The 24,747-nt window shown below is 43.8% G+C and carries 21 protein-coding genes; 6 read left to right on the plus strand and 15 right to left on the minus strand.

What is annotated here, in order from left to right; genetic code table 11:
- Positions 1–332: 332 nt before the first annotated feature.
- From F612_RS0106580 to hldE, 9 genes are all read right to left on the minus strand, one after another.
- Positions 333–2,825: a glycogen/starch/alpha-glucan phosphorylase gene (locus tag F612_RS0106580; protein ID WP_019556967.1), complete on the minus strand. Its 2,493-nt coding sequence runs from the start codon at positions 2,823–2,825 to the stop codon at positions 333–335.
- Positions 2,825–4,345 (minus strand): glycogen synthase GlgA, encoded by a 1,521-nt coding sequence (glgA, locus tag F612_RS0106585; RefSeq protein ID WP_019556968.1) that lies wholly within the window; start codon positions 4,343–4,345, stop codon positions 2,825–2,827. Before glgA ends, F612_RS0106580 begins: the two co-directional genes overlap by 1 nt.
- 83 nt (positions 4,346–4,428) lie before the next feature.
- Positions 4,429–6,699 (minus strand): 1,4-alpha-glucan branching protein GlgB, encoded by a 2,271-nt coding sequence (gene glgB / locus F612_RS0106590; RefSeq protein ID WP_019556969.1) that lies wholly within the window; start codon positions 6,697–6,699, stop codon positions 4,429–4,431.
- Positions 6,700–6,758: 59 nt separating this feature from the next.
- Positions 6,759–8,150 carry a 4-alpha-glucanotransferase gene (gene malQ, locus F612_RS0106595; RefSeq protein WP_019556970.1) on the minus strand — a complete coding sequence of 464 codons (1,392 nt, stop codon included), beginning with the start codon at positions 8,148–8,150 and terminating at the stop codon, positions 6,759–6,761.
- Between the two features lie 60 nt (positions 8,151–8,210).
- Entirely contained in the window at positions 8,211–9,929 is a 1,719-nt protein-coding gene (locus F612_RS0106600) for a glycoside hydrolase family 57 protein (RefSeq protein WP_019556971.1), read from the minus strand.
- A 57-nt stretch (positions 9,930–9,986) separates the two neighbouring features.
- The gene (gene glgC / locus F612_RS0106605) at positions 9,987–11,255 is read right to left on the minus strand and encodes a glucose-1-phosphate adenylyltransferase (RefSeq protein ID WP_019556972.1); all 1,269 of its coding nucleotides are present in this window, start codon (positions 11,253–11,255) and stop codon (positions 9,987–9,989) included.
- Positions 11,256–11,388: 133 nt separating this feature from the next.
- Positions 11,389–12,630 (minus strand): glucokinase, encoded by a 1,242-nt coding sequence (locus F612_RS12340; protein ID WP_019556973.1) that lies wholly within the window; start codon positions 12,628–12,630, stop codon positions 11,389–11,391.
- 55 nt (positions 12,631–12,685) lie between these two features.
- Entirely contained in the window at positions 12,686–13,258 is a 573-nt protein-coding gene (locus tag F612_RS0106615) for a D-sedoheptulose-7-phosphate isomerase (RefSeq protein WP_019556974.1), read from the minus strand.
- Positions 13,255–14,727 (minus strand): bifunctional D-glycero-beta-D-manno-heptose-7-phosphate kinase/D-glycero-beta-D-manno-heptose 1-phosphate adenylyltransferase HldE, encoded by a 1,473-nt coding sequence (gene hldE / locus F612_RS0106620; RefSeq protein ID WP_019556975.1) that lies wholly within the window; start codon positions 14,725–14,727, stop codon positions 13,255–13,257. The genes F612_RS0106615 and hldE overlap by 4 nt, the downstream gene beginning before the upstream one ends.
- A gap of 68 nt (positions 14,728–14,795) precedes the next feature.
- On the opposite strand from hldE, the gene F612_RS0106625 reads away from it, so the two are divergent.
- From F612_RS0106625 to F612_RS0106635, 3 genes are all read left to right on the plus strand, one after another.
- On the plus strand, positions 14,796–15,455 hold the full coding sequence (locus tag F612_RS0106625) for an acyloxyacyl hydrolase (protein WP_019556976.1): 660 nt from the start codon (positions 14,796–14,798) through the stop codon (positions 15,453–15,455).
- Positions 15,456–15,523: 68 nt separating this feature from the next.
- Positions 15,524–16,465, plus strand: coding sequence for a KpsF/GutQ family sugar-phosphate isomerase (locus F612_RS0106630; protein ID WP_019556977.1), 942 nt, complete (start codon positions 15,524–15,526; stop codon positions 16,463–16,465).
- Positions 16,466–16,501: 36 nt separating this feature from the next.
- Positions 16,502–17,824: a 3-deoxy-D-manno-octulosonic acid transferase gene (locus F612_RS0106635; RefSeq protein WP_019556978.1), complete on the plus strand. Its 1,323-nt coding sequence runs from the start codon at positions 16,502–16,504 to the stop codon at positions 17,822–17,824.
- 281 nt (positions 17,825–18,105) lie between these two features.
- On the opposite strand, the gene F612_RS0106640 is transcribed toward F612_RS0106635, so the two are convergent.
- The 6 genes from F612_RS0106640 to F612_RS13220 all read right to left on the minus strand — a co-directional run bounded on the left by F612_RS0106640 (position 18,106) and on the right by F612_RS13220 (position 22,008).
- The gene (locus F612_RS0106640; RefSeq protein WP_019556979.1) at positions 18,106–18,678 is read right to left on the minus strand and encodes a YqhA family protein; all 573 of its coding nucleotides are present in this window, start codon (positions 18,676–18,678) and stop codon (positions 18,106–18,108) included.
- 30 nt (positions 18,679–18,708) lie between these two features.
- The gene (hslV, locus tag F612_RS0106645) at positions 18,709–19,254 is read right to left on the minus strand and encodes an ATP-dependent protease subunit HslV (RefSeq protein WP_019556980.1); all 546 of its coding nucleotides are present in this window, start codon (positions 19,252–19,254) and stop codon (positions 18,709–18,711) included.
- A 122-nt stretch (positions 19,255–19,376) separates the two neighbouring features.
- Complete coding sequence (locus tag F612_RS0106650; protein WP_019556981.1) at positions 19,377–20,342, minus strand: tyrosine recombinase XerC; 966 nt, start codon at positions 20,340–20,342, stop codon at positions 19,377–19,379.
- Between the two features lie 11 nt (positions 20,343–20,353).
- Positions 20,354–21,019, minus strand: coding sequence for a DUF484 family protein (locus F612_RS0106655; RefSeq protein ID WP_019556982.1), 666 nt, complete (start codon positions 21,017–21,019; stop codon positions 20,354–20,356).
- Positions 21,016–21,849, minus strand: a complete 834-nt coding sequence (gene dapF / locus F612_RS0106660) for a diaminopimelate epimerase (RefSeq protein ID WP_026329672.1) — start codon at positions 21,847–21,849, stop codon at positions 21,016–21,018. The genes F612_RS0106655 and dapF overlap by 4 nt, the downstream gene beginning before the upstream one ends.
- A gap of 21 nt (positions 21,850–21,870) precedes the next feature.
- On the minus strand, positions 21,871–22,008 hold the full coding sequence (locus F612_RS13220) for a hypothetical protein (RefSeq protein WP_019556984.1): 138 nt from the start codon (positions 22,006–22,008) through the stop codon (positions 21,871–21,873).
- Between the two features lie 66 nt (positions 22,009–22,074).
- Here F612_RS13220 and hslU point away from each other — a divergent pair, with 66 nt between their 5' ends.
- Genes hslU through ubiE form a run of 3 tightly spaced genes read left to right on the plus strand, consistent with a single transcriptional unit; the run spans position 22,075 to position 24,634 of the window.
- Complete coding sequence (gene hslU, locus F612_RS0106670) at positions 22,075–23,391, plus strand: ATP-dependent protease ATPase subunit HslU (protein ID WP_019556985.1); 1,317 nt, start codon at positions 22,075–22,077, stop codon at positions 23,389–23,391.
- Positions 23,392–23,447: 56 nt separating this feature from the next.
- Positions 23,448–23,837, plus strand: coding sequence for a gamma-butyrobetaine hydroxylase-like domain-containing protein (locus tag F612_RS0106675; protein WP_019556986.1), 390 nt, complete (start codon positions 23,448–23,450; stop codon positions 23,835–23,837).
- Positions 23,838–23,881: 44 nt separating this feature from the next.
- Positions 23,882–24,634 (plus strand): bifunctional demethylmenaquinone methyltransferase/2-methoxy-6-polyprenyl-1,4-benzoquinol methylase UbiE, encoded by a 753-nt coding sequence (gene ubiE / locus F612_RS0106680; protein ID WP_019556987.1) that lies wholly within the window; start codon positions 23,882–23,884, stop codon positions 24,632–24,634.
- Positions 24,635–24,747: the final 113 nt, after the last annotated feature.

The following is a 24,747-nucleotide window of genomic DNA, read 5'->3' on the forward strand; positions in this document are numbered from 1 at the left end:
AACTCGCCTGAAAATTAAATAAGCTGAGGATTATATCATCACAAACTGTATTTTATAAGCTCATTAAAGCCTAACTACGTAATACTCGCCTCTTTTCACTCATTCATTTGATGCGCTATGATTCTAACAAGAGACAGATATTTTAAAAACGATATTTAGAATGGCAGAAAGGTGCGCGTGTTATGTATTCAAAAGGAATTAGATGACTAAATTAATTCGTTCTGACTGAGGTCTTTAGGTGAAGACACAAGTTACTGGATCGAGCATGGTGATGATGTGGATGGTGATGACTAGGACCAGTCTAGCCATCACACTATTAACGAAATAGGTGACTAACTCAGCAAAGTTATGGGAGTCAGTTTCCAAATATCGTCGTTATATTCTTGCATAGTACGATCGGTTGAGAAGACACCACTGCGAGCCGAGTTGATAATACTCATCCTCGTCCAATCTTCTCGGTTTTTATAAGCGGTTGAAACCTGTTGTTGTACCGTTATATAACTGTGAAAGTCTGCCAAAGTCATCCATGGATCGTTTGAGCTTTTCATGGAGTTAATGATGTCGTTAAAGATGCCTGGTTCGAATTGGTTGAAATGCCCAGATTCCAATAATCCCATGACAGCTTGTAACTCTAAACTTTCATCAATGTAACCTTGTGGATTATAGTGATGTCGTAAAGTTTCTACATCAGGGGTCTGTAACCCAAATAAGAAGAAGTTTTCATCACCGACGGCTTCCCGAATTTCAACATTGGCACCATCCAAAGTTCCTATTGTTAGAGCACCATTCATCATAAACTTCATATTACCGGTTCCGGAGGCTTCTTTACCAGCCGTCGAAATCTGTTCAGAGAGATCGGTCCCCGGGCAGATCACCTCCATCGCCGAGACTCGGTAGTTTGGAAAGAACACCACCTTTAATTTTTCACCCACATCGGGATCGGCATTAACGATCTGTGCAACATTATTAATCAGTTTGATAATATTTTTAGCCATCACATAACCCGGTGCCGCTTTACCCCCGAAAATAACACTTCGATTGGTCCAATCAGTGGTGTCACCGCGTTTAATGCGTGAATAAAGATGAATCACATGCAACACATTGAGCAATTGGCGCTTATATTCGTGAATTCGTTTGACCTGAACGTCAAACATTGAGTCAATACTCAAGGAGACATCGGTCTCTTTTTTAATGAGATCGGCGAGGTTTTGCTTATTTGCTTGCTTGACGCCATACCAAGCCTTTTGGAAGTCCAGGTCTTGCGCTAAAGGTTCAATCTTAGATAACTGAGTGAGTTCGGTAATCCAACCTTCGCCGATTTTATCTTTCAGGAGCGCTCTTAACTTGGGGTTGCAACCCGCCAGCCAGCGACGCTGAGTTACCCCATTGGTTTTATTATTAAATTTTTCTGGCCAAAGCTGATAGAAATCATTGAATAGACCCTCTTTTAGTAATTGTGAATGCAGTGCGGCCACTCCATTGACAGAGTGACTTCCCACAATGGCCAGGTAAGCCATGCAGATATTGTTGTGCTTATCAATAATTGACATGCGATTTTGACGATCATTATCTGCTGGCCACTTCATCGCCACTTGCACCAAAAAGCGATGGTTGATTTCATAAATAATCTCTAGTGGACGAGGTAAGAGCTTTTCAAACAAATCGATTGGCCATTTCTCAAGCGCTTCTGGCAATAAGGTATGATTGGTATAGGCCATCGTTTTAGAGGTAATTTTCCAAGCTTCATCCCAGCCCATCAACTCTTTATCAATTAATAATCGCATTAATTCTGCGACCGCTAAACTTGGGTGGGTATCGTTGAGCTGAAATGCATTTTTTGCCGCAAAGTCGGAAAAATCTTCATGCCTATTTCTCCATTGCGTGACGACGTCTTGCAGGCTTGCAGAGACCAGAAAATACTGCTGCTTCAAACGTAATTCTTTACCATTTTCACTGGTATCATTGGGATATAACACCATGGTAATATTTTCTGCAGCAGCCTTTTCGGCAACGGCTTCATGGTAAGAACCCGCATTAAACTCTGATAGATTAAACCCTTCTTGAGCGGTTGCTGACCATAAACGCAAGGTATTCACGGTGTCGTTTTTAAACCCTGGAATGGGGACATCAAATGGCACGGCTTCAACCACCTCGGCATGCTCCCAATGTGCAATTATTTTCCCTGTATGAGGATCAATGTATTGACGAGAGTAGCCACCAAACTTAACCACTTGAGTATATTCCGCACGTTGCACCTCCCACGGATAAGGCTCCGCCCCTAACCAATGGTCTGGTTCTTCAATCTGGAAGCCATTTTGAATCAGTTGACGAAACATACCATACTCGTAACGCAAACCATAACCCATCACCGGCAGCTGCAAGGTCGCACAGCTGTCCATAAAACAGGCGGCTAATCGACCTAAACCGCCATTACCCAGTCCGGCATCTCGTTCAGCTTCTTCGATCTCCTCTAGACTCAGACCTAAATCATACATAGCCTGTTGAGTTTCATTTTCGATGCCCAGGTTCAATAAGTTGTTGGTCAGCGACCGACCAATTAAAAACTCCATCGACAGATAGTAGGCTTTTTTGTGATGAGTAGCATTGTAAGCTTCCCAGGTTTTTTTCCAACGCGACATAAGACGGTCACGTGTGGCATGGGAGAGTGCTTTAAATAAATAATAATCCTCCGACCCAATATCCCGGCCTAATGTATGACACAAATATTTTAAAAAATCCGTCTCAATATCCTTTTTTTCCATCCCAATATGTTGCAACATACTCGCGATGATTTCGGTTCGTTTGGCTTCAATTTCCGTTGGCATTATCTCTTCTCCAAATACAATTCTACATATTGTTTTGCACTCGCTTCCCAGCCGAAATTTTGTACCATTCCGGTTTTTTGGATCGTTTGCCAGATACCTTTTTTAGTGAACAAGTGTAAGGCATGTAAAACGGTTGATTTTAAGGCTTGTCGACTCGGATCATAGAATACAAAACCGGTTGCAACACCCTGCTTAATATGTTCTTCCGTGGCATTGACGACGGTGTCTGCCAGCCCACCTGTATGGAAAACAATCGGCGGCGTGCCATAGACCAAACTATACATTTGATTTAAACCGCAAGGTTCAAAACGGGAGGGCATTAGAAACATATCCGCCCCCGCTTCAACTCTATGCGCTAATGATTCTGAATACCCCATAAAAGCCCAAATCCGGTTAGGATACTTCTGAGCTAACGCTTTCACCTGCACCTCATAGACCTTATCTCCCGCCCCTACAATGACGAAATTAGCATGCGTCTGTTCAATGAGTTCCGGTAAAATCTCTAACACTAAGTCGATCCCTTTTTGCTCAACTAATCGTCCAACTAAACCAATTAAAGGTTTATCCAGGCAGTCCAACATTCGATCATTAGATCTTTTCTCGGTTTCACCGCGCAATCTACACAGGTCACTTAACAAGGATTTTTTATTGGCACGTTTTCCAGCAAGCCGTCCCTTTTGAGCCGAATAATGCACGGCAATTAGCGCATCCCTCTCAGGATTCCAAACCGTCTTATCTATGCCGTTGATAATACCGACTAAACGACCTTCTGCCTGGCGTTTCTGTAACACACCTTCAAATCCATAAGCGAACTCTGGGTAACAAATTTCTTTGGCGTATGTAGGGCTGACCGTCGTCACTTGATCCGCTTTAATTAGGCCAGCTTTAAGCATCGAAAAATGTCCCCAAAACTCAACGCCCTCACTCTCCCAAAGTGCCCAAGGCAGCTTTAACTGTTCAAAAAGTGATCTCGGAAAATTCCCAGGATAAGCCATATTATGCACAGTGAACACCGTCTTAGGTCGCTGAGCCTCCAGACTCAATAAGGCAGGCACCAAACCAGTTTGCCAATCATTCGTATGTACGACATCGGGCTGCCATTTTAGTCCTAGACGGTTCATAGCCAATTCAGTAACGACTTTTGAAAACATCGCAAAGCGTTCGCCATTGTCCCACCAGTCAGAGCCATCAGCAGCCAAGTAGGGATTACCCGCTCGATCAAATAGATCTGGAATACTGACTAACCAAACTGGCACATCAATTCCTGGGACTGCGCCAGCTTTCAACTGCAGAACCTTGGCAGTGAACTCACGACCACAACCTTGAACCGAAATTTCAGCCATTTTTTTAAGCATCACTCCGGGCGGCAGTTTATCCATAATTGCGCGATAAGCGGGCAAAACCAGACGTATTTTGTGCTTTAAAACGGCCAACGCATTCGGTAAGCTGCCAGAAACATCTGCCAAACCACCCGTTTTAATAAGTGGGTGGGCTTCAGATGTCGCAAAAAGTATTTTCATACAGGGTTCCTAATGATTCTACTCATAAATTTCAGTTTGGAGAGCCTCTCCAAAAACAACATCTGTTTTGCAAAGAGCAAGTTTTATTCGGCTGTTAACTTCAAGACAATGGCTGCCAACGGTGGCAGGGTCAATTCAGCAGAGTAGGCTTGATTCATCCAAGACTGGTTATCAGTGTGAATGAGGCCGCCATTCCCCATATTACCACCCCCAAAGACTTGTGCATCGGAATTTATCAACTCTATATAACGACCCGACTCGGGCAGACCAATACGGTAATTTTGGCGCGGCACCGGAGTAAAGTTAAAGATACAAACCACTTTTTCGTTATCTGTTTGGCGGACAAAGCTTAAGATGGATTGTTCATAATCGTGGCAATCAATCCATTCAAAACCGTGACGCTCAAATTCACATCCATATAAAGCTGAATGATTTTTATACAGATGATTCAAGGCTTGGGTTAGAAGCTGTACCCCACGATTCAGCGGTTCATCACATAAATGCCAATCTAAAGCACGGGCTTCACTCCACTCGCTCCATTGTGCAAATTCACATCCCATAAACAATAACTTCTTACCGGGGTGTAATATTTGATAGGCCAGCAATAGGCGTAAATTGGCCGCCTTTTGCCAATCATCTCCTGGCATTTTAGCGATCAGAGAACCTTTCAGATGCACCACTTCGTCATGTGACAAGGGAAGCACAAAATTTTCAGAATAGGCATACATTTGACTAAATGTCAGTTGATTATGGTGATATGGACGAAAGATGGGTTTATTTTTAAAATAATCCAGCGTGTCGTTCATCCAGCCCATATTCCATTTCATGGAAAAACCTAACCCCCCCATCCAAGTTGGTCGCGAAACCATCGGCCAAGAGGTTGACTCTTCAGCCATCACCACCGCCCCCGGACACTGTGCATGCACTTGTTCATTAAGTGCTTGCACAAAGGCAATGGCCTCTAAATTTTCGCGGCCACCATGCTCATTGGGTACCCACTGACCCGCTTCACGGGCATAATCTAGATACAACATTGAGGCAACCGCGTCAACGCGCAAACCATCAATATGCAGCTCTTTAAGCCAATACAGTGCGTTACTGATTAAAAAATTGCGGACTTCATTACGTCCTAAATTAAAGATATAAGTGCCCCATTCAGTGTGTTCACCTTTACGTGGATCTTCATGTTCATAAAGCGCTGTACCATCAAAACGCCCTAAGGCAAACTCATCTTTGGGAAAATGCGCAGGTACCCAGTCCAAAAACACGCCAATATGGTGTTGGTGACAGTAATCAACAAAATATCGCAAATCATCCGGGGAACCAAAACGGCTAGTAGGTGCAAAATATCCGGTGGTTTGATAGCCCCATGATTCATCTAAGGGGTGCTCGGAAATGGGTAATAATTCAATGTGGGTATAACCCATCCATTGAACATAGGCCACCATGCGGTGAGCGATTTCGCGATAGTTTAAAAAACCACCATCCTCAGCTCTTTGCCAGGAACCTAAATGCACTTCATAAATATTAATTGGTGATTTCTGCCAATCATATGTACTCAGCGATTCTAACCAGGCCTGGTCATTCCATTGGTACTTTGATTCATAAACGATACAGCCAGTCGCCGGACGATATTCCATCGCCATAGCGTAAGGATCGACTTTAGTAAAACTATCACCTGTTTGACGGTTACGAATTTCAAATTTATAGACATCCCCGGCTTGCAAACCCGGGATAAACAACTCCCAAACCCCCGAGCCGCCATTGACACGCATTGGGTGACGCAGTCCATGCCAACCATTAAAATCACCGACCACTGAAACGCGCTCTGCCGACGGCGCCCAAACGGCAAACTGCACCCCTGAAATGCCATCTATTTTTTTAGGATGGGCTCCCAAGACATTGTATAGTTGCCAATGCTTGCCTTGTGCCAATAAGTGTAAATCCAACTCACCTAATTGTGGCTGAAAGGTGTACGGAGAGACCATCGAATGTTCAAAACCATCGGACTCTTTCCAATTGACCATATAGTGTTGGGCGATTTGGTGTTTTTCTTTATCTGTCAGAAATGCGATAAATAAATCCGTATCCTCTACCCGTTGTAATTCAAATAGACCATCGATATTAGCGGATTCTGCAGTCGGCAACCAAGCCCTTACCGCCCATTCCACCGTTCTAGGAGTTTTAGCTGCTTTAGATGTTTGCGTCTTTAAAGTCTTGTTTTCTGATAAGAGCTGCAAAGCTGGCAGTGCATGACACCCTAAGATACCAAACACATCATGGTGACGCCCTTGTTGTAAGGCCTTGAGATCAGTCTGTAACCCCTTATCTAGGGCTTGCCAACGTATTTGCATATTTTAATCAAACCTTATCTGAGAGCGATTGTTAATTTCATGCTTGGCAGCACCATTATTTAAAGACGATCTGTCTGTTGCAATAAGACCCGTAGATTATCTGCTAATACAGCTGACTCTGATGACCAGTCAAACTGCCAACGCCAATTGCCTTCTGCTGTGCCTGGAACATTCATTCGAGAACCACTATCCAGCATTAAAAAATCCTGCATAGGCACTATGACACGCTGTGCGACGGTATTGAATGCCGCAGCGATTAGCAACCAAGGCATCCCTCCTGGTAAATGGGCTTGTTGGATCTGTTCAGCAGCCATGAATTGTAGCTGTTCCAATATCCAATTTTTGGTGCCCTCATCCAAGCTTTGAAACCACCCCAAAGTGGTGTCGTTATCATGGGTACCGGTATAAGTCACGGAGTTCTCAACCTGCTCATACAGTGAATGTGGGTTATCAGGCAAACCATTAAAGCCAAACTGCAGTACCGACATGCCAGGTAGACCATAGCGCTCTTTTAAAGCAACGACTTCTGAGGTAATACTGCCCAAATCTTCTGCGATAATCGGTAAGTTTGGAAATTCTGACTTTAACGAATTTAATAACGCAAGACCGGGCGCTTTCACCCATTGGCCATTGATAGCGGTCTCTTCAGTGACCTTGATCTCCCATGCGGCCTCTAACCCTCTAAAATGGTCGATACGCAGCAAATCAAACTCGGTCAATGCCTGTGCAATCCGTTTATGCCACCAATTGAATCCATCTAGTTGCATCACGTCCCAGTTATAGTGCGGATTACCCCAACGCTGCCCGATTTCTGAGAAATAATCAGGTGGTACACCCGTGACCACAGTGGGATTGTGTTCTTCATCTAATTTAAACTGATCCGGATTCGCCCAAACGTCAGCACTGTCGAAGGCCACAAAAATAGGCATATCGCCAAAGAGTTGAATGCCTTTTTGATTCGCATCCATTTTAAACTGCTGCCAGATCTTGAATAAAACAAACTGCTGTCGCTTAAAAACGAGCAACTCATGTTGGTGGCGTACTGCAAAACGCTGTAAGGCCTCTTTTTCGTGCATTTTCAACTCGTGCGGCCAATCTCTCCATGAAGTTTTATTTTGATGATCTCTTATCACCATAAACAAAACATAATCTTCTAACCAATGAGGAGGATGAGTTAAATAATCGGCAAAGGACCTCTCACCGAACTGCTCAAATTGAATTAGCCAATTATCCGGCAACAGAGCGGGATTCAAAGCAAAAGCAGAAACGGCTTGATAAGGTGAAAGATCTTCATGCGGTTGGGTCAATGGCAACATCTGCCAAATGGTCAACCCAGCACGGGCCATCCAATCCAAAAACAACCAGGCCTGCTCATTTAGTTGCCCTGGTTTACCGTCAGCATTAGGCAAAGAGGAGGGATGCAACAACACTCCAGCTTGTCTTTTATTCACTCAATCACCTCAATTTTAATTATTTAAAATTAAACATGGCTAATCATGCCAAGCAGTCATTTAATTACGGCGCATCGTTCCCGAATTTTCCATATCCCCACCGCCTTCAGAGATTGGGGTATCTAGGTTTTCAGGTGCAGTTCGTCTCAATATTTGGTAGAGGCGCGTTAAATGACGGCGATATAACTGATCAAAATCTTTCACACTGTCTGATGGGTTGTATTCTCCAAACCACCAGAACCAATCCGACCCTTCGCAAATGGCCAGTTGCTCGGTCGCTTGCTGAATCTCAATTTCTGACAACTCGTCTGAAGCCAAGACCAAATCATAGACCTGCTTAGCTTCTACCAAGAGATCCCAGGCTTTGTTTTTATCGGGCTCACCAATCCAGGTAGAAAACGAACCATAAACCCAACTACCAGATTTCAAAACAGGCAGGTGTCGAAGTTTAACCCCTTGTTGTAAAGCATCCTGAAAAGTCGTCATTTGTATCTGTGGATGTTCCGTTAACTTGCAGTACATACTGCTCAAAAAATGATTGGCATTATCATGGTAATATTCCCAAGCATTTTCGCCATCCAATATCACCGTAACGACATGCTCTTTGACATCATCCCCTAGAAAATTCGCGATATTTTGCATATGTTGTGCAAAATCATTTGCGGCATCATCAGCGTTCCAATCTTTGTACTGGAAACCGATCATATCGGATAAACCATCATCCCGAAAGAAGATGGCGCAATTTTGTGAGGCATGTTGTAACGGTTGATATAAGGCTTTTTTACTATTTAAATCATGCTGATCAATATGCGATGCTTCACAAGAATGACGCCAAACACCTTCACCCGAAGCGGTCCATTGAATGTCATATTCGTCCAACAAGCCCACAGCCGCACTACTGACAGCACCTTCTGACAACCAGACGCCTTTAGGACGATTACCAAAATAGTGTTCAAAAACTTTCAAACCGTGTTGCATATGCCATTTAGCGCGTTCATAACCTCCAGGATATTCTTCATAAACGGGTACTGGTGCAGTAGGTAAAGCATCCCGCATACTCGCGAAATCAATTAACAATGGAACAATTGGATGTCCATATGGTGTCATCGAGAGTTCAATTTGATCAGACTCCATTAAAGCACGATAACGCGGAATAATGCTCGCCACCGCATCGGTCATGATTTCCATTAAGCAATGTTGATCGTCAATATTAAAGTTATTTTTTTTAGCCATCAACTGATTCACTCTAGGATCTGTATGACGTAAACTCACCCCTATCCAAGCTAAATGATACCAAATCAATAAATCCGTAAAATATTGCGCATTCAAATAGCTGATGCAGACGTTATCGAGACCAACAGGCGCACTGGCAGACTGTACCATCTCCACCAATTCACGAAAGTGTGGAAAGATATTGATCATGGTCGGCGCATAGGCACGTTGGCAAGCGATGATAATTTCTTCACGCCGTTCAGCTTCAGTTGGAATCGGTGTGACACCCGCCACCAGGTTTAACAAAGGGTCTTGCATCGATGCACCGGTTTTTAACCAAGCCTGCATCTGCTGCGTGTAGTCATCCAGCTGTTCCAACAATACCGGTGCGAAATTCACCACGACTCTTGCCTCTGGGCAATTCTCCAAATGCCATGCCATGTCTGCATAATCTTTAATGGCATGTAAATACACCCATGGCAAACGGTAAAGACCATCCAGTCCATCTCGATAATGCGGTTGGTGCATATGCCAACATAACACGACTTTTAACTTTTTAGGTTTCATGGTTCGGCTCTGTTTTGATAGTGATAAATTTAGTTAAAGATAAGTAACATCAATAAATTATCGTAATGCATGGAGTTTTTGACCAAGCATTTCAGGCGTGACTAAAACAATCCCACTCTCTACTTCAACATAAAAACGTTTTGCATCTTCTATTGGGTCTTCTCCAATAATGGTCTCGGGCGGAATCACCGTACCCTTGTCAATAATGGCATTTTGGATACGACAATTTTGACCGACCTCCACGCGTGGCAGTAGGACTGAATCCTTAATTAAGGAGTAGCTATGCACACGTGAGCCGCTGCCAATAATCGAACGTTTAATGCGTGCCCCTGAAATAATACATCCTCCCGCAACCAGTGAATCAATCGCCTCGCCACGTCGTCCCTCGTCATCAAATGTAAATTTGGCAGGCGCCATTTGTGCCTGATAAGTCCAAATTGGCCAATCGCGATTATAGAGATTTAATTCGGGTTCAATAGAGCATAGATCTAGATTTGCCTTCCAGTAAGACTCAAGTGTCCCAACATCTCTCCAGTAGATAGGTTTTTCCATTTCATCGACAAACAGAAAAGCTTGAACTTTACATCCTTCAATAACCGAAGGAATAATGTCTTTACCAAAATCTCGAGTTGAATTTAGGTTGTCTCTGTCTTCAATCAACTTTTGAAATAAAAAGTCAGCCGAAAAAACATAAATTCCCATGGATGCCAGGGCTTTATCAGGTTTGCCTGGCATGGCGTCCGGATCAGCAGGTTTCTCAGTAAACTTGGTGATTTTTAAGGTTTTATCTACCGACATAACTCCGAAGCCTCTCGCTTCCATGCGGGGCACTTCAATACAACCAATCGTCACATCGGCACCGGAATTAACATGCTCTAACAGCATTTTACTGTAATCCATCGAGTAGATATGATCCCCCCCTAACACCATGACATACTCAGGGGTGTGGCGACGCATGATATCTAAGTTTTGATAGAGCGCATCTGCAGTGCCTAAATACCAATCTTTATCCACACGTTGTTGGGCGGGCATTAACTCCACAAATTCACCCACTTCGTAGCGCATAAAGCTCCATGCACGTTGGATATGACGAATCAAAGAGTGCGACTTGTATTGGGTCAATACCCCAATCTTTCGAAGACCTGAGTTCACGCAATTGGATAATACAAAATCGATAATGCGATATTTGCCTCCGAAGGGCACGGCAGGTTTAGCTCGCCAGCGAGTTAAGTCTTGTAAACGACGTCCTTCTCCCCCCGCAAGCACTAACGCCAGAGTTTTGCGCGTTAAATCTGTAGTCGATTTTGTCTCACAATAGTGCTTCACTCAATCATCCTCTCTGATCCCGGTTTATCAATACTGGCAATTGATTATTAGTCGCGATTTGCGACAATCCACAAGCAAACCTTACCTTTTATTATTTATTGCCACTTATCACAGCTTAACTTTGCTTTGATTCTTAACTTTTTTTACAAAAATGAACGCTTTGCTTATTTTCAGATAATAAAACCGCTTCCCACAACTGGTTTTGTAACATCGCCCCCTTTAATCCCAGGCTTTCATCTATGACCAAAAAGACCGGCATAGTTGCAACCACGGTTGACAGCCTACCCTTCTCTAAAAAAGCCTGTTTAAAACAGGGTTTTTGCATCCAAGGAAGAATTTTCGCCGCGATTCCACCCGCCAAATAAATCCCTTGTGGCGCATGCCAAATAAGGGCAACGGCACCCACAAAAGCACCATAAATTGTCACAAATTCCGTTAAGGTCTTAATGGCAATTGGATCTCCTTGTTCTGCAGCGACACTTATTTGCGCAGCACTGATGCCTTTATCCACTAAATCAATATAGGGAGATTCAATCGTATCAGTAATAAGCGATATATGTGAGTTATTTTGCGTAGCTATTAAAGATTTTTTTTTAAACTTCAATGCTTGACTATGGCTTTTGGATGCATAGGAGACGGGACAATCAAATACTGTAAAGAAGTGATAAAGTGCTTCCAGACCCGGACCTGACAAAATTCTTTCATATGAAACATGCTGCCACCTTTGCCATAACCAGGTAAGTAACAGCTGCTGAGTTTCCGAACTAGGCGCGAAGTCAAAGTGCCCACCTTCTGAACTCACTGGAATATATTTTTCTCCATCATAGAATATCGGTGCGACACCTAATCCTGTCCCGGCACCAATCACTAATCGATTTCCAATTTCATCCGATTGTTCAGGAGGACGATAGAGCGCAATGACCTCGTCTTCGTTAAGGCATTCGACGCCGCGGGCGGCTGCATAAAAATCATTAATGAAATGAACCGATTGAATAGAGCAGATCTCCTCTATTTTTTGCGCATCGACGACCCAAGGCAAGTTGGTCAGTTGTACAATGCGTCCATTCACGGGGCCAGGCAACCCAAAACATGCTGACGGAATACTAACCCTATCTATTTCGATATCAATGCCCGAAAAGAATGACAAATTATCGGCGGAAAGCGCCTGAGAAAGAAACAGGTTGATAATAGATTCGAGTGAATCGAAATGGGCACAAAGATAGCTTTGCTTGAAGAGTTGGAGAGGTTTACACGATATAGAGTCTGTGTGCGATCTATTCGTGGAAAAAGAGAGATCCGTAGTGTGTTCTGGCTGTCTGCAACTTAATTGAAGAAGTGCTTTTGTGCCTCCAATATCACCTGCCAGAAATAACATTTACGGCTCCCTGTAAACTTGCGGATTAATGGTGCGCCGGTAGTCGGCCTTTAATTTATTCATCGGGTTCATAAACGGAATCTAACCCCTCGCAGATCAAATGACTGATAAACCCATGCGCTTCTTGTATACGTGCGGTCTCTTGAGAGGCTATCTGAAAACAAATATCCGCCAACTCACTCAATTGACTCGGTTGTTTTCCTGTCATGCCAACCGTATAACAACCAAGTTGTTTGGCGACCTCAATCGCCTTAACGACATTGGGACTGCTACCCGATGTAGACATGGCAATCACCACATCTTTAGACTTAGCCAACCCTTCAATTTGACGTGAGAAGACCGTGTCAAAATGATAGTCATTACTGTGTGCCGTTAAGATAGAGGAATCCGTCGTTAAAGCTAGCGAAGCGATAGGTTTTCTATTTTTGACGTAACGCACCATCAATTCAGCCGCCATATGTTGTGCATCGGCGGCACTCCCACCATTGCCCAACCAAATAACCTTACCACCCCCTGAAACAGCTTCTAAAATCTGCTCGACGACTTCAATAACTTTATCCGATTGATTTAAAACTGACTCGATCGCTTTTTGGTGCTCATTAATTGCGTGCGCAAATTCTATTTTCATTCGACACACTCTTGTGGAGTTAAATTAGATTCAATGGCTTCTGATTCCTGAATTTTATTCACTAGGCCAGTTGTCGAGTAGCCCTTCCAAAAAGAGAGCACTTCAACTTGTCCGCCACTGTCCCAGACACATTTTGAACCCGCTATCTCAGAAGGCTGATAATCTCCACCTTTCACTAAAACGTCAGGTTTGATTTTACAGACCAACCGCTCAGGTGTCTCTTCATTAAAAGGAACCACCCAATCAACGCAACTTAATGCAGACAACAATTCCATCCGCCCTTCCAAGCCAACGATTGGACGGGTAGGCCCTTTGAGTATTTGCACGGACTCATCCGAATTGACTGCAACAATCAAACGTTCGCCTAATTTAGCAGCTTCATTTAAGTAACGGACATGGCCACTGTGCAATAGGTCAAAACAGCCGTTGGTAATCACGACTCTCTCACCATTTTTCTGTGCGAGCTGAACTAACTCAAGCAGTTCATCTTCATTCATGGCTACATACCCTTTATGGCGCATGGAAGCCTTAATCACTTCATCTAGCTCTACTTTAGAAACTGTTGATGTGCCTACTTTGCGCACCACAATGCTCGCGGCTTGGTTCGCCAGATGTACTGCATTTTGCAAACTCATGCCGCTTGCAAATCCCGTTGCCAATGCGGCCATTACGGTATCGCCAGCCCCCGTAACATCAAATACTTCTTGAGCTTGAGACTGTAGTAGATAAGGCATTTCATTAGACGTCACCAAGGCCATACCATGTTCGCTGCGCGTCACCAGTAAAGCCTCTAATTGCAACTTTTTGATTAATACTTCGGCTTTCGATACCAGATCCGCAGTCTCTAATGCTTCTCCAACAACCGACTCAAACTCACTTTGATTCGGTTTAATCAAAGTGGCACCTTGATAACGGCTAAAATCCAACCCCTTAGGATCCACCAAAACCGGCACATTGACGGCAATAGCAGCCGTTATCATCTGTTCGACAAACTGTAAGGCGCCTTTAGCGTAATCAGAAATGACCAATACATTGTAGTTTGCGATCTGTTCTTTAAGTCTCTCCACCAACTCTAAAGCGGGGGTTTCAGGCACCGGATTTTCGAAATCCATACGAATCAATTGCTGATGGTGACTTAAAACTCTTAATTTACAAATGGTGCCGCTGTCTGATAAAGCCCAGTCGTAACTCACACCTGCTTGGGTCATCAACTGGCTTAACTGTTGACCGTGTGCATCTATCTGGCCTGAGATATCTTTACCAACAATGCCTAAAAGATGCGCATTTGCGCCTAATGCAGCAATATTCAGCGCCACGTTAGCCGCGCCACCAGCACGAACCTCTTCCGTCGCGACCTTAACCACAGGTACGGGTGCTTCGGGTGAAATTCGACCGGCTCGGCCCGTCCAATATTGGTCTAACATTACGTCGCCAACGACCAAAATATTCGCGTGTGAAAAATCGTGCATAGGATTCATTACCAAAGGGTTTTAATATCGATTAAAATAATGGTAATAGTTTATCAGGATTCACTTACATGCATAGTTCCAAAACCTTTTTTTCTAGCTTATTAATGGCCTTATTTACTTTAAGCCTACTATTTTCAACTCAAACACAGGCCAAACAAGAGAACAATGATCTAATGTCATTCGCCATCCTCGGCGCCATAGGCTCTTTGGGGTTGGCCTGTTACGAAGGTAAAGCACCTTGTTCACTTTCACCTGGCGTGGATACCAACAAACTGACTTTCAGCTTGGACATGGGATCGGATCGAACCACTGACCAATTGCGTTTAGGCATTGGTGCAGATTGGAAAGAAGCCGTTTTTGAAACACCCTCGTGGGAAATTGTGGGACGCTTGGAAGGAAGCCTACATCGTTGGTCATCCACCTTAGATAACCCTAAAAATGAGTCTGGTTACATTATTGGCATCACCCCTGTGTTTCACTATCAGCCTAAAAATTATACTTATACACCTTTTATTGAAATGGGGGGCGGGCCACATCTATTAAGTGATATAACCATTGAAAACGAGTATAAATCAACTCAATTTCAGTTCGGGAGTATCTTTGGACTCGGGATTAAAAACCAAAATTTCGAAATCAGTTATCGTTACCTGCATATTTCCAACGCAGGTATTGAAATGCCTAATCCAGGTACCGACTTCCACAATATACATATCGGTTACTATTTTTAAGCTCATTTTTACACCCAAATGTATTGCACTGACTAGGCAATATCTAAGCAAACCCAAAAGAGAGTGTTATGCCACAAGATTACCTCACCATCGCCAAACAAGTTTTTGACATAGAAGCAGAAGCGATCTTAAACCTTAAAAGCCAACTTGATAACGATTTTAATGGCAGCGTTGAAGCCATCATGAATACTCAAGGCCGTGTTGTCATCTGTGGCATGGGAAAATCAGGGTTAATCGGTAAAAAAATCATGGCGACCTTCGCTAGCACGGGAACACCCTGCTTCTTTATGCATCCCGGCGAGGCATTTCATGGCGACCTCGGCATGGTCTCTCCAAATGATGTGTTCTTAGCGCTTTCTAACTCGGGTGAAACAGAAGAAGTGATTCGCTTACTGCCGTTTTTAAAAGACAATGGTAATATCGTTATCTCAATGACTGGTAAGCCAGAATCAACCCTGTCTAAAAATGCTGACTTCCATCTGAATATTGCCGTCCCGAGAGAAGCCTGTCCGCATCAACTAGCACCAACCTCTTCCACTACGGCTACTTTGGTGATGGGTGATGCTTTAGCCGTCGCTCTAATGGACGCTCGAAATTTCCAGCCGCATGAATTTGCTCGTTTCCATCCCGGTGGTAGCTTAGGTAGAAAACTTCTTACGCGCGTAAAACATGAAATGAAAAGCAAAAATTTACCGTTAATTACGGCTTCCGCTCCTATGAAAGAGGTCATTCACACAATGAATGATGGTCGCTTGGGATTGTGTATTGTCGATAATGGCAAAGGCATTATCACAGACGGTGATTTACGTCGACATATGGAAACGGACAGTGGCAACTTTATGAACCTAACCGCAGGTGATATTATGAAAGTGCATCCGAAAATGATTTCCAGCGAAGCCCGCTTAAATGAAGCGGAAGAGCTGATGAATAGTCACAAAATCACCGCACTATTAGTCGAAGAAGATGGCCAAGCGGTCGGTGTTATTCAAATTTACGATTTGAATGGTTAAGCTGAACCAAGCATATATGACTCTTAAGCAGACTGAATGAACCTATTTACCTATCGTTTCCTCACCACTTTAGCGCTACCGCTGATTGCCTATTCAGGGTGGAAACGCTGCCGAAAACATCTCTTAGAGCAAGCCAAACATCCAGAGCTGCCTGACATTGTTGACTGCTTTCGATCTCGTTTTGGCTTTAATCGCCAAAAAATGCAAACCGGTGGTATTTGGATTCATGCTGTTTCAGTAGGGGAAACCCGCTCGATCTTCCCTCTTTTATCTCGACTCAAGCAAGACCACCCGAACCGACCACTCACGCTGACCAGTGGCTCAACCCAAGGCGCCTTACAAGCGTTACAGTTTTCACCGGTTCAGATTCAACATCAAATGATTCCGTATGATTACGCTTTTGCCGTCAATCGCTTTTTGGATCAACTCCAACCCCAACTCGTTATTATGGTTGAAACTGAAATATGGCCCAACCTCTACCAGGCCTGTTCAGAGCGCAAGATCCCAATTATGCTGATTAATGCACGGTTAAAAGAGCAGTCATTCCTTGCTTATAAGAAGTGGGGTGGCAAGATGCTGAGCAATGCTTTAAACCAAACTCAACTGATTGCCGCGCAATTTCCGATTGATGCACAGCACTTTGAATCACTCGGCGTAAACTCACAAAAAATCAAAGTGTTAGGCAGTCTAAAATTTGATTTAAACATTCCACCAGGCCTGGTTAAAGACTCTGAACGTTGGAAATCTGAAAACCAACTTGATCATCGGTTTATTTGGGTTGCAGCCAGTACCCACGCACATCCACAAAATCTTCAGGATTCAGAAGAACAACGGCTATTGCAAGCTCATCAACAGCTATTGGCAAACAGACCAGATGCCTTATTAATTCTGGCACCACGCCATCCGGAGCGCTTTGATGAAGTCGCCGCACAAATTAAAGCCTCTGGATTGAACTTTGCCAGACGAAGCCTAAGTCAAGACATTACAGCAAACACTCAAGTCTACCTAGCAGACAGTGTCGGCGAATTAATGTTGTGGTTTTCAGCGGGTGACGTAGCCTTTATTGGAGGCAGCTTAGTGCCTTTTGGTGGACATAATATTCTAGAACCGGCTGCGCTCAAAAAACCGGTTTTATCCGGGCCCCACTTTGCCAATTTGCAGGCATTGTATGACTCTTTTATGGACGACGAGGCATTAACAATCGTGAATGATACAACCGCTTTAGGCCGTGTACTGATCAAACTCACACATTCATCAGACAGTCGTCAAGCACTGGGTGAACTTGCTTATCAGAGCTTCAGTCGACAAAGCGGCACCTTAGACCTGCTGATGCAAGAAATTCAACCGTTAATTAAGTAGTAGTTCATAACCTTGACGATAACGGCGTCTTCACCCTGAAAACACTCACGGCTTAAAATTAAGGCGCGCGTCTGGGTAAATGCATAGATTAATCCATAGAAGGGTCTATTTCTTAAATCAACCAGGCCTGGTCAGTTCGAGCACCCCCACCAATAGACTTCTAACCTCCTTTAAAAGCAAAAAGCCCGCTATTCGCAAATAGAGGGCTTTTTCTTCTTCAGTCAATTGACCATCCTATTCGGCCTTATCAACCAAACAATCGCCAGGATTAAACACGATTCTTAATGTTTTGACGAAGACATATGTGACAAGTACAGTGCTAAAGAAACCATCATAATGGCTAAGGCATAATACAACAGCTCCAACGGTTCAGTTGGCTTTAAGAAAATTGCCTGCTCAAAAAACATAACAATCAAAATCATGATAATGACTTTTGCGAGTTTGTCTTTTAAATCATCTAAAGAGTTGATCATTAAAATTTTGCTGGCCCCTTTATCACCTTCTGCAATATCAATCTTAGAGATGAATAACTCATACAAACCCAGTGAGAAAATCAACATAATCGCACCGAGTAAAAAACCATCAACCGCCCCTACCACGTGCGCCACGGTTTGCGACTTCAAGAGAGCACGCCCGGCATCATCTAACGAGTGATAATTTGATAGGTGTGAGATGGTGTAATAGACATCAATCGCTGTGGTGTAAAAAACAGCAAATGCCGTTAATAAACTGGCAACAACAGCAATCAACACCACAAAGCGACTATTCCATAAAGCTGATTCAAAAACCCTCTCACCCACTCCTTGGACTTTATGCTCAGTTGTTTTAGAAATATCTTCGTGATTATCCGACATACATACTCTCCTCATTAATCTTGTTTAACATTACTTTTCGGTACGGGGAATGGTTTCTATGGTGAGGTTGTGATTGGTGTAGATACATAAATCACCAGCGATATGCAACGCTTTTTCAACCACCTCACGTGCTGGAAGATCTGTATTAGCCATTAAAGCTTGAGCTGCGGCATGAGCGTAACTTCCACCGGAACCAATCGCAATAAAGTCATCTTGCGGCTCAATCACATCGCCCGTTCCAGAAATCAATAACATATTATCTTGATCTGCCACCAGCATCATCGCCTCAAGCTTTCTCAAAGCGCGATCCGTACGCCAATCTTTGGCCATCTCCACCGCCGCACGCATCAATTGACCATTATGGGTTTGTAAGCGTGCTTCAAAACGTTCGAACAGCGTAAATGCATCGGCGGTCGCCCCTGCAAAACCGGCAATAACCTGCTGATTGTATAAACGACGTACTTTGCGGGCATTGCCCTTCATAACAATATGTCCCAATGTCACCTGACCATCGCCACCGATGACCATTTCGCCATTGCGTTTTGCACATAAGATTGTGGTTCCATGAAATGACATGCTTGAATCCTTTATTGTCCGATTGACTTGATTTGGCTTAATGCTGGCTATTTTAAATGAAAACGCCTGGCGATTCGATAGGATTCGTTTTTTCTTGCGTCGTTTTCCTTAAAGAATTTAAATTAAGAGTTTTTCTTTTTGGCTCGAGGATGGGCTTGATCATAGACTTGTGCGAGATGTTGCAAATCCAGCTTGGTATATATTTGAGTCGTAGAAAGATTCGCGTGGCCTAAAATCTCCTGTACAGCACGCAGGTCGCCACTGGACTCCAATACATGTGTGGCACAGGCATGTCTTAATCGGTGAGGTGACATTTTAGTCGGCAGACCGGCTTGCAAAGTGCGTTTATCAAGCTGATTTTGGATAGAACGCACACTTAACCGCCCACCACGCTGATTGACAAAAACGGCTTGTTCAATGGCTGCAGCATGCTGATCTCTAATCTGTAACCACATTTGAATCGCTTGTAACGCTTTTGAACCAACGGGTGCAAGGCGCTCTTTCATACCTTTTCCCAAAACACGGACCCAACCTGACTGCATTTCATCCAGGCCTGGTGACAGGTCCAATTCAGCGCATTCTGAAACTCTTAAGCCAGCAGAGTACAGCAGCTCGAAAATAGCCTGATCTCGAACATCTTGCCAAGTCTCTAAGGGTTGCTCTAACAGCCTCTGCGTCAAATCGACATCCAAACTTTTCGGCAAAGGTTGGGGTTGCTTCGGTGCTTTTAAGCCCTTAGCGGGATTTTTAATGACTTGGTTTTCAAATAATAGATAATCATAAAAAGAGCGAATTGCCGACAACTGTCTGGCAAGGGTTCTGGCACTGATACCGTTTTGAACCCGAAAAGCTAAAAAAGCGCGAATGGTCTCCGAATCAATGCTTTGCCACTCAGAAAAGTTTTTAACCAGTGAATTTTGATACTCAACCGCCGTTAAGAAAGAGTTTTCACTCACATCGGTTTCAGACAACAACTCCCCCGACAGATAAAACCCCAAAAAGGCTTCAATATCACGCTGATAATTGGAGACCGTATGCACCGATTTATTCTGTGATTGCAACTGCCTTAGATAGTCGTTTAATTGCATCTACATCAACTTTAAAAAAGGTGATTCATTTTAGCCGTCACTAACTCAGCCATCATTTTTAAAAAATAGGTGCCTAAACTTGGATGAAAACGCTCGGTTTGGCTGCCTAATGCCAAGACACCCCAAACGTTATCCGTGCCCAAGGGTAAAACACAAACCGAAGTCATTGGATCTTGCGTATGAAACAAACCATTTTGCCACTCTTTTTCTAATAAACCACATGCCGGTTGATTGGCGCGCATACGGCTTTTCAAGGTTTCAGACCAAGTTTGACTGACGCCTAATTGACTGACCCCTCTCAAACTGACTTTGGGCACGTCCCATGTGACCAAGGAAATGTAATCTACGTCAAACAGCCCCCCCATATATTCATAGATACAATCCACTGCTTGCTGATCGGTTTGGGTCGCCATCAGTGCTTTGGTAAAGTCTTGTACCTTCTGGAACAACAGACTATTTTCGCCCGCCACATCCATTAACCCATCGACTTCTATCTGTAAGCCATCGCGTTGTTCCCGCAATTGATAAACTTGGCGTTCCAGTAACGAAACGGCTTTACCACTTTTAGGGTGCGGTAGACTTAACTCGTCCAATAAATTCGGAAAAACATGAAAAAAAGTTCGATTTTTATCTAAATAGTTGGCAATATCTTCAGCGTGTAATGCGGTATTACTCATACCTCTAAACTCCCTTCAAAAACCGTAACCGTCGGGCCACTCATCCAAAGGGGTGAATCCATGTCACCACTCCAACGAATGACTAAATCGCCACCGGGCAAGCTCACATTAACCTGATCCGCGAGCAATCCCCATTTTTTCAAAACGGCCACTGCCGCACAAGCACCTGTCCCGCACGCTAAAGTTTCCGCAGCCCCGCGTTCATAGACGCGCAGTTTAATATGGGTCGGATCGATGATCTGTGCAAACCCGACATTTACACGCTCTGGAAAAAGCGCATGTGACTCTAACGCCTCACCCAAAGCTTCTACGGGAGCGGACTGAATATCATTGACCAAAACAAGTGCATGCGGATTACCCATTGACACCGCGCCTAAAGAGATTTTTTGCCCCCCCACATCCACTGAATAATGATCCTGCTGCTCTGTTTGACTAAAAGGCAAACTGGCCGGATTAAAATTGGGTGCGCCCATATTCACACGTACAAGACCATCGTCTTCAATATAAAGCACAATTACTCCAGAGGCCGTTTCGACTTGAATCTCTGTTTTATCCGTCAAGCCTTTGTCATGCACAAAACGCGCAAAACAGCGTGCACCATTACCACATTGCTGAACCTCTGAGCCATCCGCATTAAAAATTCGATAGCGAAAATCCACACCCATCTGCATCGCTTGTTCCACGACCAACAGCTGATCAAAGCCAATGCCAAAGTGTCTATCCGACCATTGGCGGATCTTATCGGCTGAAAACTCGATCTTTTGTCCAATGGCATCAATCACCATAAAATCGTTTCCAAGGCCGTGCATTTTTGTAAAATTAAGTGTCATCACGATGCGGTTTTCTTCTTCTCATTCATGTTTGGTTTGGGTTCTTTGTATCGCAACCCACAGATTATTATGGGTTACTATGAATTTAGCATGCAAAACCGCAATACGCAAACCATCAACACGCAAAATATCGCCTTTTACTTTATAATGTGTCTTCACAGAATTTATCACTTTGCATAAGTTTGGTATAAATTAGTCTACGTAAGCGTTTGAAGGATAATGTAAATGATGACCCCTAATGAAATTGTTCACAGTCTAGATGCCCATATTGTTGGCCAGGCAGAAGCCAAGCGTGCCGTTGCCATTGCTCTGCGTAATCGCTGGCGCCGTAACCAACTGCCCGAAGCCTTACGCCAAGAAGTCACGCCCAAAAACATTTTAATGATTGGACCCACAGGGGTCGGTAAAACTGAAATTGCTCGTCGGCTGGCAAAATTAACCAATGCCCCCTTCTTAAAGATTGAAGCGACAAAATTTACTGAAGTTGGTTATGTCGGTCGCGACGTCGACTCGATTATTCGTGACTTAGTCGAAAACGCCATGAAAATTACCCGTGAACACGCGATGAAAAGTGTGCAACGCAAAGCCGAAGACACGGCTGAAGAACGCATATTGGACATTTTATTACCGCCTGCACGAGGTCGAGAGGAGGAGAGTCATGGCACTATGGCTGAAACTCGTCAGAAATTTCGTAAGCGTTTGCGTGAAGGTGACTTGGATGATAAAGAGATTGAATTAGACTTAAGTGCCGCGCCTGCGCATGTTGAAATCATGGGCGCACCTGGCATGGAAGAGATGACACAACAACTTCAAGGTATGTTTGAAGGTTTAGGGCAAACTAAAAAAGAGAAGCGTAAATTATCGATTAAAAATGCCCTAAAAGCCTTGATTGAAGAAGAAGCCTCGCGCCTCGTAAAAGATGAAGACATTAAAGCCCTGGCGATTGAAAATGTCGAGCAAAACGGCATTGTCTTTATTGATGAAATCGATAAAGTGGCCAAAGGCAATGAAAATAGCGGAGGGGTCTCCCGTGAAGGTGTGCAACGCGACTTACTGCCATTGATAGAAGGTTGTACTGTTTCGACAAAATATGGCACGATTAAAACGGATCATATTTTATTTATTGCATCTGGTGCGTTCCATGTTGCCAAACCTTCTGACCTTATTCCAGAACTACAAGGTCGCTTACCGATTCGAGTTGAACTGAAGTCTTTACGAGTAGAAGACTTTGTCCGCATTCTCACTGAACCAACCGCTTCTTTAACACGTCAAGCCATCGCTCTGTTAAAAACAGAAGGGGTTGATTTAAGGTTTACCGACGCGGGCATTCAACGTTTGGCGCAAATTGCCTTTGACGTCAATGAAGGCACCGAGAACATTGGTGCGCGTCGTTTACACACGGTATTGGAACGTTTACTAGAAGAGATATCATTTGATGCACCCAACATGTCTGGCACACAGGTAGAGATTACCGCTGAGTTTGTTGAAGAACGCCTAGGCGAATTGGCTGTGAATCAAGATTTATCACAGTACATTCTGTAACAGACGTCTTCTAATAGATAAATCGCTGAAACACTAAAAAAGAGTAGCTGAACAGTATGACAACGACTCCAAACCTAACCGAACTAAAATTACACCAAGTTTCGCGCAAACTCGAGATTCATTTCGACAGTGGTGAGACCTTTGAGTTAAGCTGTGAATATCTGCGTGTTTATTCACAATCCGCTGATGTCACAGGTCATGCGCCAGGCCAAGAAGTTCTGCAGGTTGGTAAGCAAGATGTGTCAATTGAAGACATCACGCCAGTCGGAAACTATGCCGTAAAACTACACTTTAGCGATGGTCATGACAGCGGTATTTATACTTGGAAACGGTTGTATGACCTCGGTAAAAACCAACAAGACTACTGGGTCGATTATCTACGCCGCTTAATGCGTGCTGGCCATCAACATCCTGAGTTAGATAAACTCAAACAAGAGAATCGTTAAGCATTGCTGAATACGAATCAAAACGTAACTAAAGAGTTCAGATTATGAGTCAAAACAAACCAACCATCGATTTCGGTTTTGCGGAAGTTCCGTTAGAAGAAAAAGTCAAAAAGGTCAAAGGCGTATTTGACTCAGTCTCAAGTAATTACGACATAATGAACGATGTTATGTCGATGGGAGTACACCGTCTATGGAAACGCCACACTATTGAACTCAGCGGCATACGCCCTGGTAATGTAGTATTGGATTTAGCGGGAGGTACCGGTGATTTAACCAAAGAATTTGCCAAACGCGTCGGTAAAACGGGGCGTGTGGTGTTAGCGGATATTAACGAAAGCATGGTGCGTGTTGGCCGTGATCGTTTAATTAATGCAGGCATCGCGGGTAATGTTGAATACACCATTACCAATGCCGAAGCCTTAGCATTCCCAGACAATACCTTTGATGTGTGCACCATCGCTTTCGGTCTGCGTAACGTCACCAATAAAGACAAAGCACTTGAAGAACTTTACCGCGTCTTAAAGCCTGGCGGCCAGCTAATGATTTTAGAGTTTTCTAAAGTCACACAGCCGCTGTTAGCGAAGTTCTATGATTTTTATTCCTTTAATATACTGCCTAAAATGGGCAAATTAATTGCCAATGATGAAGACAGTTACCAGTATTTAGCCGAGTCGATTCGTATGCATCCAGATCAAGAAACCCTTAAGCAGATGATGTTAGATGCCGGATTTGATAAGGTGGAATATCTAAACATGTCCGAGGGGATAGTGGCCTTACACAGAGGCTGGAAGTACTAATAGTCCAGACAAGCCCTTAAAACCCGGAACCTCTTCGTTAGAAACGGTCGAGTACATTTGTACACTCCCTTTTTCAGCCTCGACTTCCCGGCTTTAAGAGCTTTCTGAATCTA

The sequence above is a fragment of the Thiomicrorhabdus arctica DSM 13458 genome (genome assembly GCF_000381085.1).
Lineage (GTDB): Bacteria > Pseudomonadota > Gammaproteobacteria > Thiomicrospirales > Thiomicrospiraceae > Thiomicrorhabdus > Thiomicrorhabdus arctica.